The sequence below is a fragment of the Pseudoalteromonas sp. SA25 genome (genome assembly GCF_011378705.1).
In the GTDB taxonomy this organism is placed as follows: Bacteria; Pseudomonadota; Gammaproteobacteria; order Enterobacterales; family Alteromonadaceae; genus Pseudoalteromonas; species Pseudoalteromonas arctica.
The window spans coordinates 1-16,680 of record NZ_WTKV01000009.1; the positions used below are offsets into that span (position 1 = coordinate 1).

Annotated in this window: 15 protein-coding genes; 4 read left to right on the forward strand and 11 right to left on the reverse strand. The window is 39.6% G+C overall.

The window, feature by feature from the left end; translation table 11 throughout:
* The first annotated feature begins 85 nt into the window (after positions 1-85).
* Positions 86-1,099 carry an IS110 family transposase gene (locus GQR45_RS09065; protein ID WP_165725710.1) on the forward strand — a complete coding sequence of 338 codons (1,014 nt, stop codon included), beginning with the start codon at positions 86-88 and terminating at the stop codon, positions 1,097-1,099.
* Between the two features lie 275 nt (positions 1,100-1,374).
* Here GQR45_RS09065 and GQR45_RS09070 read toward each other — a convergent pair whose 3' ends face one another.
* The 4 genes from GQR45_RS09070 to pomA all read right to left on the reverse strand — a co-directional run bounded on the left by GQR45_RS09070 (position 1,375) and on the right by pomA (position 5,749).
* A complete protein-coding gene (locus tag GQR45_RS09070) occupies positions 1,375-3,348 on the reverse strand; it encodes a DNA topoisomerase III (protein ID WP_165725711.1) in 1,974 nt (657 codons plus the stop codon).
* A gap of 70 nt (positions 3,349-3,418) precedes the next feature.
* The gene (locus GQR45_RS09075; RefSeq protein WP_165725712.1) at positions 3,419-3,907 is read right to left on the reverse strand and encodes a hypothetical protein; all 489 of its coding nucleotides are present in this window, start codon (positions 3,905-3,907) and stop codon (positions 3,419-3,421) included.
* 151 nt (positions 3,908-4,058) lie between these two features.
* Entirely contained in the window at positions 4,059-4,979 is a 921-nt protein-coding gene (locus GQR45_RS09080) for a flagellar motor protein MotB (RefSeq protein WP_007587113.1), read from the reverse strand.
* 2 nt (positions 4,980-4,981) lie between these two features.
* The gene (pomA, locus tag GQR45_RS09085) at positions 4,982-5,749 is read right to left on the reverse strand and encodes a flagellar motor protein PomA (RefSeq protein WP_007587114.1); all 768 of its coding nucleotides are present in this window, start codon (positions 5,747-5,749) and stop codon (positions 4,982-4,984) included.
* Between the two features lie 321 nt (positions 5,750-6,070).
* Between pomA and GQR45_RS09090 the strand changes: the two genes are divergently transcribed.
* From GQR45_RS09090 to dxs, 3 genes are all read left to right on the forward strand, one after another.
* Entirely contained in the window at positions 6,071-6,313 is a 243-nt protein-coding gene (locus GQR45_RS09090) for an exodeoxyribonuclease VII small subunit (RefSeq protein WP_002961738.1), read from the forward strand.
* A 2-nt stretch (positions 6,314-6,315) separates the two neighbouring features.
* Positions 6,316-7,203 (forward strand): (2E,6E)-farnesyl diphosphate synthase, encoded by an 888-nt coding sequence (gene ispA, locus GQR45_RS09095; RefSeq protein WP_007587115.1) that lies wholly within the window; start codon positions 6,316-6,318, stop codon positions 7,201-7,203.
* Positions 7,204-7,308: 105 nt separating this feature from the next.
* Positions 7,309-9,180: a 1-deoxy-D-xylulose-5-phosphate synthase gene (dxs, locus tag GQR45_RS09100; RefSeq protein WP_165725713.1), complete on the forward strand. Its 1,872-nt coding sequence runs from the start codon at positions 7,309-7,311 to the stop codon at positions 9,178-9,180.
* 73 nt (positions 9,181-9,253) lie between these two features.
* On the opposite strand, the gene GQR45_RS09105 is transcribed toward dxs, so the two are convergent.
* The 7 genes from GQR45_RS09105 to GQR45_RS09135 all read right to left on the reverse strand — a co-directional run bounded on the left by GQR45_RS09105 (position 9,254) and on the right by GQR45_RS09135 (position 16,668).
* Positions 9,254-12,340: a ligand-binding sensor domain-containing diguanylate cyclase gene (locus GQR45_RS09105; protein ID WP_007587118.1), complete on the reverse strand. Its 3,087-nt coding sequence runs from the start codon at positions 12,338-12,340 to the stop codon at positions 9,254-9,256.
* 38 nt (positions 12,341-12,378) lie between these two features.
* Complete coding sequence (locus GQR45_RS09110; RefSeq protein ID WP_007587120.1) at positions 12,379-12,864, reverse strand: phosphatidylglycerophosphatase A; 486 nt, start codon at positions 12,862-12,864, stop codon at positions 12,379-12,381.
* Positions 12,861-13,835, reverse strand: coding sequence for a thiamine-phosphate kinase (thiL, locus tag GQR45_RS09115; RefSeq protein ID WP_101164009.1), 975 nt, complete (start codon positions 13,833-13,835; stop codon positions 12,861-12,863). The genes GQR45_RS09110 and thiL overlap by 4 nt, the downstream gene beginning before the upstream one ends.
* 46 nt (positions 13,836-13,881) lie before the next feature.
* Positions 13,882-14,292 carry a transcription antitermination factor NusB gene (nusB, locus tag GQR45_RS09120; RefSeq protein WP_007587129.1) on the reverse strand — a complete coding sequence of 137 codons (411 nt, stop codon included), beginning with the start codon at positions 14,290-14,292 and terminating at the stop codon, positions 13,882-13,884.
* 15 nt (positions 14,293-14,307) lie between these two features.
* Positions 14,308-14,772 (reverse strand): 6,7-dimethyl-8-ribityllumazine synthase, encoded by a 465-nt coding sequence (ribE, locus tag GQR45_RS09125; protein ID WP_007587130.1) that lies wholly within the window; start codon positions 14,770-14,772, stop codon positions 14,308-14,310.
* A 100-nt stretch (positions 14,773-14,872) separates the two neighbouring features.
* Positions 14,873-15,985: a bifunctional 3,4-dihydroxy-2-butanone-4-phosphate synthase/GTP cyclohydrolase II gene (gene ribBA / locus GQR45_RS09130; protein ID WP_010554580.1), complete on the reverse strand. Its 1,113-nt coding sequence runs from the start codon at positions 15,983-15,985 to the stop codon at positions 14,873-14,875.
* 29 nt (positions 15,986-16,014) lie between these two features.
* Positions 16,015-16,668: a riboflavin synthase gene (locus GQR45_RS09135; protein ID WP_024608327.1), complete on the reverse strand. Its 654-nt coding sequence runs from the start codon at positions 16,666-16,668 to the stop codon at positions 16,015-16,017.
* Positions 16,669-16,680: the final 12 nt, after the last annotated feature.

Sequence of the window (16,680 nt, forward strand, 5' to 3'; positions counted from 1 at the left end):
TAACCTGATGTAATGGTCTCCTCCCTATACGGCATCTATGTGCCATGATTAAAGTGGTTACAATAATCAAAGGGAGAAGACCAAAATGAAGATTACAACAATTGGTTTAGACATAGCAAAAAGATTTTTCCATGTGGTGTGCTGCAATGAACAAGGGCGCTTAGTTAAAAAGAAAATGTTAAAGCGTGCGCAAGTGTTATCTTTTTTCCAACAACACACTACGTGTTTAGTTGCTTTAGAGGCCTGTGCAACTTCTCATTTTTGGGCTCGAGAAATCAGAAAATGTGGTCATCAGATTAAGCTTATTCCACCTCAGCATGTAAAAGCCTTCTTAGTTGGCAATAAAAATGATTATAACGATGCTTTAGCAATTAGCGTTGCTTCAAAACAACATCATATTAAGAGTGTCTGTATAAAATCAGTTGAGCAACAAGATAACCAAGCACAGCACAAAGCGAGAGAATTAGCGGTCAGACAAAGAACGGCACTATGCAATCAAATCCGAGGCTTAACTGCTGAATACGGAATTATTTTAAATCAGGGTGTAAACACAATACGCAAAAGTATCCCCCTAATTTTAGAAGATGAAAATACCGGATTATCAGGCGCATTTAAAGCGGTACTAAAGCAGTTAGAAACACAATTGAGTAACTTAGACAGCTGCATTGAAACTTACAGTACATTAATAGTTGAAACAGCAAAAAATAATGATATTTGCCAACGGATCCAAACAATACCTGGATTTGGTCCTATGGTATCAAGCGCCTATTTCAATGAAGTTGGAAATGGCAGTAACTATAAAAGAGGCCGCGATGTTTCAGCGTCTTTAGGTATCGTTCCGCGTCAACACAGTAGTGGCGGAAAAGATACTTTACTTGGGATAAGTAAGCGAGGAAATAGCTACTTAAGGTGCCTGTTGATCCAAGGAGCAAAAGCTGTTGTCTCAAGAGCAAAAACGAAGAATGATAAATTAAGTCAATGGATAAACCGACTGGTTCAAACTCGAGGGCATAATCGAGCATGTGTAGCTTATGCCAACAAGATGGCGAGAATGGCTTGGGCTATTAGCGCTTCAGGTGAGAGTTACTCACCCGTATAAATACTCTTCAAAGAATTGCGTAAGTGGCTAAAACGATGACATAACAGGTCAAACCTGCATATTGAAAACCTATAGAGTTCAGTGGTAGTAAATACCGATAACCTGATCAGGACAATATGCGCGGATTACATCAAGGTCAGAAGTAATAATCTTCACTAAAAGACCGTATATATGACAGCAAACCTGTCCCTGCTATCGTTGAATGACACCTTGCAATACTGGAGGAGACCATATATGAATTCTGGATAATAAATATATCTCAAGCAGAGTTCAGGTTAAGTAATATCGTTTAATAAAATGGCTCTGTAGCTAACTAGCAACAGAGCTTTTTTATAACTCGACTTTTTAAAGGTCGCTTTTCCACCTCGTTTAGCAAAGCGTTTTTTAGGTGAACTTTTTGGTAACCTTGCAAATGCATTGCTATCGCAGTTTGCTGCTAATTGTACAAACCCATTTAGGTCAGCAAGTAAAGGCTGTAAAAATTGCTGATAACTCATTACTTGCTGCGCGATATCACCTAAGCTCGATTCCCACTTTGCGGTTAAATCAGGACTCGCTAAACCTTGTGGTAATACGCTAATAAGGGCAAGTCCCGTTTCGGTCGCTCTAATTGACTTACCTTCACGTTTTAAAAAGCGCCGCTTGAATAGCAACTCGATTATTCCCGCACGTGTTGCCTCCGTACCTAAACCATCAGTGTCTTTTAATACTTTTTTAATTTGTGGATCTTTAACATAACGACTAATGCCGGTCATCGCAGCCAATAATGTAGCATCGGTAAAATAAGCAGGAGGTGATGTATGCTTTTCGACCACTTCGCCTTGCTCACAAAAAAGAGGCATACCTTTAGTTAAAGGAGGTAACGTAGCTTCATCTTTTAATTCAGACTTACCCATTAATACCTTAAAGCCCAGGCTTACATCTTGTTTTGCATTTGCTTTAAATAATCCGCCAGCGATTGTTATCTCTGCTTTAGTTTCGTTATATATATAGTCGGGATAAAACTGAATTAGGTAATGGCGGCTTATTAATTGATATACCTTCGCTTCGTCACCGTTCAAATTCGCTGACTTTAACTGCTTAGCCGTAGGCACAATGGCATGATGGGCAGCCACTTTTGAATCGTTAAAACATTTACTACGCTTTTTTACATCAGCCCCGTTTACTAATCCACTGCTTTGCCCACCATTAGCACTTATAGCTTTAAAAATAGCTGATGCATCTTGATGGTGATCTTTAGGTAAATAACGATTATCCGAGCGTGGGTAAGTAATTAATTTATGACGTTCGTAAAGTATTTGGCAAATATCCAACACTTCTTGAGCTGGCATACAAAATGCTTTAGCCGCATCGATTTGTAGTGCAGATAAGTTATAAGGTAATGGAGCACTTTGTTTTTTTTGTTTTTGGTCAAGTGAAGTAAGCTCAGCACTTTGCTTTGTAATGCGTGAAGCAACATTTTGTGCGAGTGCTTTGTTAAGTATTCGCCCTTCTTCATCTTGATGTGGCTCACATGCTTTACTAGGAACCCACTTAGCTATGAATGGCTGGTTATCTGGAGTAAGTAAATGCGCCAGTACATCGTAAAAAGGCTTAGATACAAAGTGTGCTATTTCGTTATCTCTATTAACAACAAGACCTAAAATAGGGGTTTGTACTCGCCCTACCGAAAGCACATTACCAAACCCTGCTTTTTGCCCAGCTAGTGTGTATGCACGTGTTAAATTCATACCAAATAGCCAATCAGCACGAGAGCGCGCTAAAGCAGATACACTTAACGGAATAAAATCTCGATTAGAACGCATAGTACCCAGTGATTTTTTTACCGCCGATAAGTTTAAATCACTAATGAGTAAACGTTGCGTACTCTGCTTTTTAGCCTGACTTATTTTAGCTTCTTCAATTACTTGATCGACTAGTAGCTGGCCTTCACGGTCTGGATCGCCAGCGTGAATAAGTTGCGAGGCTTGTTTAATTAATTTTTTTAAAACAGTGAGCTGTTTACGTGTTTTGGTTTTGGCTTTTAACTTCCACTGTTCAGGTATTATAGGTAAGTGTTCAAACTGCCACTTTTTAAAGCGCTCATCGTAATCATCGGGTTCTGCTTGTTCTAGCAAATGTCCAATACACCACGATACACAATCGCCATTAGCGACTTCTATATAACCATCATATTTTTTATGTGGTTTTGGTAACGCATCAGCAATAGCGCGTCCAAGTGAAGGTTTTTCTGCAATGTAGAGTTTCATAGCCTGCTCATCACTGTTTATATAAACAGTAGTCTAGCACAGCTATTTTAAAGGAGGGAACTTTTTGTAACTATTGGCTAGCTGGGCTTTTTTTGTCTTTTGTTAAAATATAAATAAGCGGAAGATAACAAACAATAACGGTGCCTATATTAATAAATGGCAATAAGGTTTTATAAATGTATGTACTATAAGAAAGATCCCATAAATGGCGGTCGACTAATCTAAATAGCTGTAAAATTGGTGCCATAATAACAACCAATTGACCTAATACGCATTGCCATAAATAAACCTTATCTTTTAACCCCAGATATGCGATGAGTGCCATCCAAGCAATATCATTAAAGGCCCAAACAAGGTATCGATAAACATAAATCCCATTATCAAACTCTTTCAAGTAAGGATGAATAATGGTTCCATATAAAAAAAAAGCGGCTGTAATTAAAGCGAAACGCAGGGCCAAATAATCTTTTCTAAAATAAAAGATGAAAATAGCAGGGCTTAAAATAAACACCCAACTAGTATCTAATATCAATATAGTCTTTAAAAACCATTCAGGCATTAGAGTTAATCAAGTTTTTTTTCATCATCGTCATTACCACCGCCATTTCCTGGCATATGACTAAACTTATCGACCTTTTTCATAAACTATTCCGTTACATTTGTTAAAGAAAGCATACTTTATGATAAATAAGTGTGTTTGCCAATAAAAGTTATCTTACATCTATAGGAGCTGACTCTTTTGCTTTACCTTGTAATATAGATATTTCTACTCGGCGATTCCTGCGGCGATCTTCATCGGTGTCATTCGGTACAAGTGGTCGTGTTTCAGCTCGACCAACCACCATCATTCGGGTTTTATCAAATCCTTGGACTTTTTGCAGTTCACTTGCAACGGCTACAGCACGCTTTGATGATAGGTCCCAATTATTAATATATAACTCATTCGACACCTGAAAATCATCAGTATGGCCAGATACTGTTATTTCACCGGGTACATCTTTTAACAGCACACCGATATCTTGAATTATAGGTTTAAACTTAGGTTGTAAAAATGCACTACCTGAAGGAAATGAACCATTCTCTCTAATGCGAATAATTATTTGCTGCCCTAAAGACTCAAGCTCAATTGCGCCATCGATTATTTGCTTTTCAAGCTGCTGCGCTATCTTTTTAACAAGCTCGTTAGTTTGCTCCTGATCGGCTGCTGAAGTTGCTTGCTCAGAAGATTCTTCTTGTGAGGTACTACGAGATTCGCCACCGCGTTTATCCCCGCGCTGTTCTTGCCTACCGCCTGCTGAGCTTTCATCGCCAGCCTGAAACTCTAACATTTGTTGAGTCATTTCGACTGTTTGCTGCTGAATGGTTTCTATTGGGGTTGGCTCTGGTTTACCTGGGGTAAACTCCATGGCAATAACAGAGGTCCCTTTAGGGATGTCTTTTACTTCAATTTTATTCTGCACACCAAAAGCAAACTTCATAGAGCCCGCAATTTGTTTAAACTTAAGTACATCCATTTCTGAAAACGCGAGCAAGAGTACAAAAAAGCACATTAACAGTGACATTAAATCGGCAAACGTTCCCATCCATGCAGGTAGACCTGGTGGTGGACATTTGCACTCTTGATCAGACATAGTTACTCCTCGGTATCTACTTTGCGTTTAGATTCAGCTAAGTAATTTTTCAAAATACCTTCGATTACTTTTGGATTTTGACCATCTTGTATACCTAAAATAGCATCCAAAATTAAACGCTGATTCATCGCTTCCTCGTCTTTACGCAGTTCAAGTTTTACCTGAATAGGAATTGCCACAACATTGGCTAAAAACGCGCCATATAAAGTTGTTAATAGTGCTACTGCCATTGCCGGACCGATTGCCTTTGGGTCATCCATGTTAGACAACATTGCAACCAAACCAATTAGAGTACCAATCATACCCATTGCAGGCCCTATATCAGCTAACGACTTAAATAAACCCGCGCCCAATTCATGGCGAGTCGTAGTTAGAGAAATATCTTTTTGAAGTGTAGCGCGAACTACATCTGCATCATGGCCATCAACGAGCATATCGACGCCTTTGCGCATAAAGGGGTTTGGAATTTCAGCTTCTTCGAGTGCTAAAAAACCGCCTTTACGAGCTGAATCAGCAAGTTCTACTGCTTTTTCGATAAGTATTTCTGGCGTTTCGATTTTAAACATAAACGCTTTGGCAACAACTTTACCTATCCCCAAAAATTGCGACATAGTGAAGTTTGATAAAACAATAAAGAGTGAACCACCAAATACAATAACCACCGACGGGGTATTGTAAAACATAGCCATTTCACCGCTACTACTCATAAACATAGACATGACAATTAAGCCAATTGCGCCTAGGATCCCGATTATGGTTGCTAAATCCACATTTCCTCCAGAAGTTTCATGCTTAATGGCCTTATCATAAACTTTTATTATTAACTGCTTATCGGCAACATATTGAATTGCTTAAGCCATTTTTATAAATAAACATAAAAAGCAGCCTTTAGCACTATCTTAGATCAAGTTATAAAGGCTACCTAATTATCAATTGATTTATTAAACCAACAGACCGCTATTAAGGCTTTATTAATGCACTTGAAATATAATTTAACGTTATAAAGGTAAAAAACCAATATCATCCTTTGACCTAGTTTAGCATTCCCCCTAAAATTGACCCCTAAATTTATTATGTAAGCTGAAATAAAGATGGCGACTAAAAAACCTGAAAACTTAAGTTTCGAACAAGCACTAGAAGAATTATCTACAATCGTTAGTGACATGGAACAAGGTGACTTATCGCTTGAGCAATCGTTAAAGCAATTTGAGCGTGGAATTGCATTAGCAAGTGCTTCATCAGGGAAATTACAGCAAGCAGAACAAAAAGTATCAATTTTGATGGGGAATGGCGAAAAGTCAGTACTTACAAACTTTGATAATGATATGGAATAGCTGTGAGCATAAAAAATCATATTGAACGTGCTCAAAAAGATGTAGTAGCGACCTTACAACAGCATTTTAACCAGCCTCTCGATACAGAAGAAACGGTAAAGAACGCCACCCAGTATGGATTATTTAATGGCGGTAAAAGATTACGCCCATTTTTAGTTTATGCCACAGGTAAAATGCTCGGCGCAAACCATCAAGACTTAAACGTACTTGCTGCTGCAATTGAGTGTATTCATAGCTATTCGTTAGTCCATGATGACTTACCAGCAATGGACGATGACGACTTACGCCGCGGACGCCCTACTTGTCATATAGAGTTTGGCGAGGCAAATGCAATTTTAGCCGGTGATGCTCTTCAAACTCTTGCTTTTGAGCTTATTGCGAATCACAAATTTGAATGCTCATCGCAAACACAAGTAAAAATGATTGCTACACTTGCCCACGCATCAGGCCTTCAGGGTATGGTTGGCGGACAAGGCCTTGATATAGCAGCAACAGATAAAGTAATTACCGTACAAGAGCTTGAGCGAATACATAAGCTAAAAACCGGGGCTCTAATTAATTGCGCAATTACACTTGGTGCACTGTGCAGTGAAAAGGCTGATCAACAAACCTTAGAAAATTTAAGTGTTTTTGGGTATGCTATAGGGCTAGCATTTCAAGTACACGACGACATTTTAGATGTTGAAGGCGATACAGTTATTTTAGGAAAGCCACAAGGCTCCGATATTGCCGCGAATAAAGCGACATATCCGGCGTTATTAGGTATGCTAGGCGCTAAAGAAAAGGCGCAGAATTTAATACAACAAGCCCATGAAGCGTTAGCAAATATAGATGCTGACACAACACTTCTTGCGTCGCTAGCAAATTATCTAATTGAGCGTGACCACTAATTTTTGCTCATACGTATTGCAATTAGCACTGACATTATTACTCAACATTAATTATTCGTAAAAGCTTTGAATTAATTAATGTTAGCGAAGGATATATATAAAACCATGACACTTGATAGTAGCAAGTATCCATTACTTAATTTGGTTGACGAGCCAGCCCAATTGCGTGACTTAGCGCAAGACAAACTCCCTGCATTTAGCAATGAGCTGCGCGATTATTTACTCAACTCAGTATCGCAAAGTAGCGGTCATCTAGCGTCTGGTTTAGGGACGGTTGAACTAACCGTTGCGCTGCATTATGTTTATAACACTCCAGACGATCGCCTAGTTTGGGATGTGGGTCATCAAGCTTATCCGCATAAAATTCTTACTGGTCGTCGCGAGCAAATGCACACCATTCGCCAAAAAGACGGTTTGCACCCTTTTCCTTTTCGCGATGAAAGCCAATACGATACGTTTAGCGTAGGCCATTCAAGCACCTCTATTTCAGCTGCCTTAGGTATGTCTATTGCCGCACAAAAAGAAGGTAAAGGTCGAAAGTCTGTAGCCATTATTGGTGACGGAGCTATAACCGCAGGCATGGCATTTGAAGCGATGAATCATTTAGGTGATGTAAAATCAGACATGCTTATTATTTTAAATGATAACGAAATGTCGATTTCTGAAAATGTTGGCGCATTAACAAATCACTTTGCTCGAATTTTATCAGGTAGCTTTTATACTAACATTCGTGAAGGTAGTAAAAAGTTACTCTCAGGAGTGCCTCCGGTAAAGCAACTTGCCAGTAAAATGGAAGAGCACATTAAAGGCATGATGATCCCGGGTACCTTCTTTGAAGAATTAGGCCTAAATTACATTGGTCCCATTGATGGTCACGATGTAAACATGCTTGTAGATACATTACGTAATATGCGTAATTTAAAAGGCCCACAGCTTTTACATATAAAAACGCAAAAAGGTAAGGGCTATAAACCGGCTGAAGCCGATCCTATTGGCTATCATGGTGTACCAAAATTCGATCCGAGCACAACTAGCCTACCTAAATCTAAACCTAGTGCTGCTACTTTTTCAAAAGTATTCGGCGATTGGTTATGTGATATGGCCGAACAAGACAGCAAGTTAATGGCTATCACGCCTGCAATGCGCGAAGGTTCAGGCATGGTACGTTTTTCTAAAGAGTTTCCAGATCAATACTTTGATGTGGCCATTGCTGAGCAGCATGCGGTTACTTTAGCTGCTGGCTTTGCCTGTGAAGGTTTAAAACCTGTTGTTGCTATTTACTCAAGCTTTTTACAACGTGCGTATGACCAATTAATACATGATGTTGCACTGCAAAACTTACCTGTATTATTTGCCATTGACCGCGCTGGTATTGTGGGAGCCGATGGTGAAACTCACCAAGGTGCGTACGATTTAAGCTTTATGCGCTGCATTCCAAATATGGTTATTATGGCACCAAGCGATACCAACGAGTGCCGTCAAATGCTGTACACCGGCTATAAAGCAAATTGCCCAGTTGCTGTTCGTTACCCTCGCGGTAGTGCAGGTACTGCAGGTACTGCAGACATTGAAAGTACTATGCAACTGCTTGAAATAGGTAAGGCAGATACAATTAAGAAAGGTAGTAAAATTGCCATTTTATCGTTCGGTACATTACTTGAAAATGCACAGCTTGCTGCAGATGAATTAGATGCAACGCTTGTTAATATGCGTTTTATTAAACCACTTGATACCGCACTTTTAAATGAGCTTGCAACTAGCCACGATGTAATTGTTACGCTTGAAGATAATGCGATTGCTGGCGGTGCCGGCTCTGCAGTTAACGAATTTTTAGCAACGCAAAAAGCTGATATTAATATCCTTAACTTAGGTATTCCTGATGAGTTTATTAAACACGGCACCCAAGATGAAATGCACGATGAAATGGGGTTAGGCGAGCAAGGAATATTAACCGCTATTAAAGCGTTTATTAATTAACTTCCTATACATCTAAAGTTGAGCATATTAAAAAAGGAGCCTAGGCTCCTTTTTTAATATCAAATATTGCTGATCAGCGCATCCACACTTTAATATCAGCTAGGCCATTGCTTTGTAAAATACCTAATTGTTGATCAACGTTAGAATTTTGTTCAAACTCAAATGCATCAAGCTGATCATCAAACGTAATATTTGCAACACCATCACCACCGCGCTTTTTAACTTGGTGTAGTGAAATATCTGCTAGGTTAATAGATGTCTCCCAGCTAATTACCTGCCCACCCAAAAGTGGTAATGGATAAAATGACCAACCAATTGATGCCGTGATATTAGTTGTTTTTCCATTTGGTAATTGGAATGAATTAGCCGCTATTACTTTACAAAGATCTGAAGCATAGCTGTCTATTTTATTGCATTTAAAATCACGTAATAATAGCAAAAACTCATCACCACTCCAACGTGCCACATAGTCAGAACCCTGCGTACGCGAATTTAATAATGCAGCCATTTGCTGTAAGCAGCTATCACCTGCAATTGGGCCATAGGCATCATTGATACGGCTGAAGTTATCAAAGTTAATAATTACCAGCACCAGTGACTTGCCTTGTGCCTGCAGCGATTGTGAATTACGTTGAAAGTGTTCAATATCTTTAGGGAGTTGATCAAACAAAAAGCGACGGCTACGCAGCCCTGTTAACTCATCTGAGTGACTAACTAATTTAAGCTGTGAATTCACTTGGCCTAATTTATCATTAGCTTGACGAAGCTCTAAGGTACGCTCGGTGATCAAGCCCTCTAATGCTTCTTGTTTTCTACGCTCTTGCGCTCTAAACACCCAAAAAATAAGGTAGAAAAGCAAAATAAAACCACTGGTAATTAAAAGCCTAAAGTAAATAGTTTCGTCAAAGCGCTCAGGCACTACAAAGCCGTATTCTACTTCTTGCGCTTTAGTCCAATCTTCACCTTGGCGCTTCGCTTCTAATTGAAACAAAAACGAGCCTGGAGGCAAGTTAGTATAAATAGCCTCACGTCGCGTATTAGCATAGCGCCAGTCACTATCTAAGCCACTTAGTTTATATCTAAATTCAATACTGTTTGGTGCATAGTAATCAATAGCTGTGTAAGTTAGCGTTATATCACGCTCGTCTGTTTCTAATGATGGTTTTTTACCAAGCGCAGCGGTGGTTAAATGACGAAGTGGTGTTGTTATTGTTTCTATTGTTGGCTTTAATGCAAGCACACCAAATAGCTCTACATTTTTAGGTATTTCAACAACACCTTGTAAGCTTGGGTACCAAATAGAATTGCCGGTGTCTGCTACCGCATCATGCCCAAGCCCACTACAACATTGATTCGCTTTACCATCGAGTTGACGGTCAAAAGATGAAATCACTTCTTCAACTTTTAAGCTTTTTATCTCTGTTTTAAATTGCTCTACAGGCATTCTGTAAACACCTTTCATGGTGCTTACCCAAACATGTTTTAACTTTTCATCATATTCTAGGCTAAATATAGACCCATACGGTAAACCATTAGCTGCATCGAGTTGACGCCACTGCCCTTGCGTACTTCTGTAAAAAAGCCCATCGTTAAGAGAGCCGATTAAAATACCCACGCCATCTATATGTAACACGCTAGTTACGTATGCACTTTCAAGTGTTGTTTGGTCACCAATTTTTTCAATGCCACGGTCTGTAAAGTAATATGCGCCTTTACTAGTACCAATCACACCAAAGTTTGTTTTATCCAATACGTAGGTAATAAACTTACTACCTAAAAAAGCGTTATATGCAAAAGGCGTTAAACCAGCATAATTTAATCGATATAAACCGCGTCCGGTACCAATCCAAAAACCGCCTTTACTAGAGCGACTTATTGCAAACACAGGATTATCGCGAAGCGCTCGACCTGGGACGGTATAGAGTGTCTTGTTTTCAAAAACAAATAAGCCGCGCCCTGTGGCTATATATAATCGCTCACCATCAAATTGTAGATCGTGTACTGACGCGTATCCATATTTACTACTTGGAACTAAATTAATAAAACTTTTATCTAAATCGAAATAACCAATGCCGCTTTTGTTAGCAACCCACAGTTTTCCATCTGGAGCTTGGCTAATAGCCATAACAGACTCGGTCATATCTGAAACTGCTGAATGCCTTTCTACCCGCCCTTCATGGGCAAGCCATAAGCCTTCACTAAAACTTGCTAACCAAACGTTATTTTTATCATCTCTAAAAATATCAGCAAACCATATGCTTTGATCAAGTTGGCTTGGCTCTACCCATTGCCACTCACCGGTTTTATCTCTAAATAATAAACGTCCATAAGTCGAAACCCATAAGCCACCATCGGTATCACTCATAAACTTATAAACGGCTGAGTTATTTGCATTAGGTAAAGGAAAAGGTCTTAGTTCGTCATCTAAATCTAAAAAGTATGCACCTAGCTCAGAGGCTATATACAAATTACCGTTTAAGAATGATAAATCGTGCACTATGGTTTGCGCTAAGCGCTCTGGTAACGATATTTTAGCGGTAAGCTCTAAACGTAGTTTAGAGAAATCTGATGAGTTTTTAGTAAGGCGTAATAAATGACGATCATTAACCAGCCAAATACCTTCAGGAGAGAGTGCCATTTGGCTAACAGAGCCAACAATTTGGGTAATTACGGTAGCGTTAACAATAGGTAGGGGGCCATTTACTTGAGTGCGTAAATCAACTTGCCCTCTATCTACATAGTATAAACCATTAGCCGCAATCCATATGCTGCCTTTAGAGTCCTCAAGGATATCTCTTACTGGACCTTTAATATTAAACTCTTGTGCTGCAAATGTGGCAGGATTAATAACTACCAAGCCACTTTTAGTACCTACCCATAATAAGCCACTAGAATCGACTAAAAGTTTATTAATACCATTACTAGGCAAGAACGGGCTATTTTGCGTGTTGTAGTTTGTAAATGTTGTGCCATCAAAACGGCTTAAGCCAAACTGAGTACCAAGCCACATATAACCTTGCTGGTCTTGTACTACGCTTTTAAGTGATTGCGAAGGTAGACCATCTTTTATATTCCATTGCTTAACTACGTAATCACTAATTGAAGCCCAACTTGGTGTCGCGCACAACATCAGTACACAAACCAGTAAAAATCGCATCATATTGCTGCCACCTAGTTAAACAAATCAAATATAAAAAATTAAAAGGGTAGTAAACCCACTTTTATTAGCGCCTGTAAGCATATAAGCGAAAAAACGCCCGCAAGTATATCATCGGCCATAATACCTAAACCACCATGTACTCGTTTGTCTAGCATACGGATTGGGCCAGGTTTTGCTATATCAAAAAAGCGAAATAACAAAAAACCAACGAGTAATGTTTGCCAGCTAAGTGCTGCACCAATCATTGTAATGTAATAGCCTGCCACTTCATCCCATACAATAGCAGGATGGTCGTGCACGCCTAAATCATCAGCCGTTTTACCGCAGGCCCATATACCAAATATACTGATCACTACGGCAAATACAATTTGCAACCATAGCGGATAATACATAGTCATAAAAATGAATGGCAGTGCAGCAAAAGTGCCAAATGTACCAGGTGCTTTAGGGGCTAACCCAGTACCAAAACCCAAACCAAAAAACTGATGTGGGCGCTTTAAATTAAACTTTCGGTTTTTGTTCAAACCAGCTCCTTTGCAAAATGCTCAAAACCTTGCTGCTTAAAATCAAACTTTTCACCGTTGTGTAAAAGTTCAATTTGACCATCGCCACTTTTAATTTGGCCTATGCATGTTGCATCTACACCATACTGGCGTAGTTTTATTTCTAGCATACTTTTATTGCTATCAGGTACAGTAAAAATTAATTCGTAATCATCACCGTAACTGAGAATAAATGGCAGCTGCTGATTAAAATCAAGGCTTGCTTGCATTGCATCTGAAGTCGGAATACTTTCAATATTCACAACTGCATTTACTTGCGACATATCAAGTATATGGCTTAAATCAGCAATTAAACCATCCGATACATCAATAGCCGATGATGCAAGGCCTCGCAATACCTGTCCTGCAGCAACACGCGGTGTTGGAAAGTCAAAGCGCTTATTTAAGTACTTTAAATGTTCTGGCTCAATACTTATACCTTGTTTGCGAGACTCAATTGCAAGTCCAGCGTCACCTAGCGGACCTGTAACATAAATCCAATCACCCACTTTCGCACCACTACGGCGAAGTGCAGTACCTTCTGGTACAGTCCCTTTTGCACAAATAGTGATAGTTAATGGGCCTTGCGTGGTATCGCCACCTATAATTTGCACATTAAAGTATTCTGCAATTTCATGCATGCCTTCAGTAAACTCTTCAATCCACTGTGGGTCAATACTTGGCAAGGTTAACGCAACTGAAACCCATGTTGGCTCAGCGCCCATTGCCGCTAAGTCACTTAAATTAACAGCAAGCGCTCTGTGACCTAATGCACGAGGGGAAATATCATCAAAAAAGTGTACGCCAGCAACAAGAGTATCTGTTGTAACGGCAAGTTGGCAGTTTTGTGGAACGGTTACTAAAGCGCAATCATCCCCTATACCTAGGTTTACATCACGACGGGTGATCCCGCGACCTTTAAAGTAGCGGTTAATTAATTCAAATTCCTTCATACACAAAAAAGCCGGCCTATGCCGGCTCCCCTCTTTAACGGTTTACTTACTTGCGTAAATGCTTAACAGCTTTATCAAGTACACCGTTTACAAATTTATGGCTGTCTTCAGCGCCAAATATTTTGGCCAGCTCAATACCTTCGTTGATAGCAACTTTATAAGGTACATCTTCACGGAACTTAAGCTCATAGCTGCTTAAACGTAAAATTGCGCGCTCAACCATATCTAAGTCATTAAACGGACGTGTTAAATGTGGTGATACAGCTTCGTCTAGTTGCTTATAATTTACAGCAACACCCGTCGCTAAATCTTTAAAGTATTCAACATCAATTTTAGTAACGTCTGTTTCGATCAACATTTGTTGTTCGATATCGGCAATTAAATTGCCACTTATTTGCCAAGAATAAACGGCTTGGAGTGCTAAGATACGTGCTTTACGTCTTGCTGCTGGTTTCACAAAAATTCCTTAAACTTAAATTTTATCTAACACATTAACCATTTCAAGCGCGCCTAAAGCAGCTTCGCCGCCTTTATTGCCCATTTTGGTGCCAGCACGCTCAATTGCTTGTTCAATGCTTTCTGTGGTTAATACGCCAAATGCAACCGGGATATCATACTCAAGTGATACTTGCGCAAGACCTTTGTTTGATTCGCCAGCAACTAGGTCAAAGTGTGGTGTACCACCTCTGATCACTACGCCTAATGCGATGATTGCATCATACTCTTTTTTTGCCGCAACGCGTTTAGCCGCTAAAGGTAATTCCACCGCGCCTGGTACATAAATAACGGTAATGTCGTCATCAGATACGCCACCAGTGCGTTTTAGCTCATCAACAGCACCTGCAAGGAGGCTGCTACCGATAAAGTCATTAAAACGAGAAATGACAATGGCAAACTTTTTGCCAGGAGCGTACTTACTACCTTCAATAATTTTCATTTGATAACCCTAAAAATAAGTTCAAGCGGTTGCGATTGCGCAAAAATTGCTGCGCATCATACCATAAAAATAAAATAATAGCCTAGTTTAAGCGTGATGCTTATTGTGGCTCAACATAATCAACAACTTCTAAATGAAAGCCCGAAAGTGCATGGTACTTTTTAGGGCGACTCATTAATCGCATTTGTTTAATTCCAAGATCTGCAAGTATTTGCGAACCTACGCCAACAGTACGAGAGGTACCTTTGAATTTACGTGGCGTAACGCTTTCGCCAGCATCAGCTGCTGCAAATGCTTTCACAGTTGCCTCTAACTCTTCAGTGCTTTCTTGCTTACCTAAAATAACTAAAGCACCTTCATTTTTAGCGATATAAGCCATTGCTTCTGAAAGGCCCCAACTACGGTCAGCACTTCTATCTGAAAGTAGGATATCGTTAAAGGTACTTTGCAAATGTACACGTACATTTGTCGGTTCTTGCTCTTTTATATCGCCTTTAAGCAATACGTAATGTAATTGGCCGTCAATTGTGTCTTTATAAGTAACTAAATCAAATTCACCGTGAATAGTTGGTAACTTACATTTTGCAACTTGCTCAATTGTTGTTTCATTTAAGTTACGGTATTCGATTAAATCAGCAATAGTACCAATTTTAATATCATGCTCTTTCGCAAAAACTTCTAAATCAGGGCGACGCGCCATGGTGCCATCGGCATTAAGTATTTCAACAATAACAGATGATGCTTCAAGCCCAGCTAAACGCGCTAAATCACAGCCAGCTTCAGTATGTCCTGCGCGAGTTAATACGCCGCCAGGTTGTGCCATAATTGGAAAAATATGACCAGGCTGCACGATATCACTTGGTACTGCGCCTTTAGCTATAGCCGCTTGCACTGTACGCGCTCTATCTGCTGCTGAAATACCTGTAGTAACACCCTTTGATGCTTCTATCGACATTGTAAAGTTAGTCGAAAATGCAGCACCATTATTTTTAACCATTAAAGGTAAATCAAGTTGCTCACAACGCTCTTGCGTCATAGTTAAACAAATTAAACCACGGCCATGAGTCGCCATAAAATTAATCGCTTGTGCACTAATATGCTCTGCGGCAATAATTAAATCGCCTTCATTCTCTCTATCTTCATCATCCATTAAAATAACCATTTTACCGGCTTTAATATCGTCGATGATTTCTTGTGCGCTGTGTAAATTCATAAATTTGCTCGTATAAGTTATCAGTTTCGTTATTTAATAAAACCCGCTTTAGCGAGTAAGCTCATCGAAATATCAGAGCCTGTTGGTTGCTCTGCACCTTTTATAAGGCGCTCTAAATAACGTGCAATTTGATCGACTTCTAAATTAACTTGAGTGCCTACTTTAAAGTGAGCAATTGTGGTTTGCTCACTCGTATGTGGGACAATTGTTAATTTGAATTTATTACCTTCTACAGCGTTCACTGTCAGGCTTATACCATCAATACATACCGAACCTTTGTACGGGATGTATTTCATTAAATTTTCGTCAGTTGTAAGCCAATATTCTGTTGCTCGAGCGTTTGCTGTAATGCTTGTTATAGTTGCTATGCCATCAACATGGCCAGATACTAAATGACCGCCTAAACGCGAAACAGGTTGCATGGCTTTTTCAAGATTCACCGTTTGCCCTAAAGCATAGTGAGCAAAACCGGTTAAACCAATCGTCTCGTTAGATAAATCAGCACTAAAACCGTCAATATGTTTATCAACTACGGTTAAGCAAACGCCATTGGTTGCAATGCTGTCGCCTAGCTTTACGTCTTCCATATCAAGGTCAGCACTTTGGATACGAATGGCTAAGTCGCCTTGTTTTTTTTGTAATAAAGCAATTTTGCCTGTGGCTTCTATTATCCCAGTAAACATAGCGCTACTCTT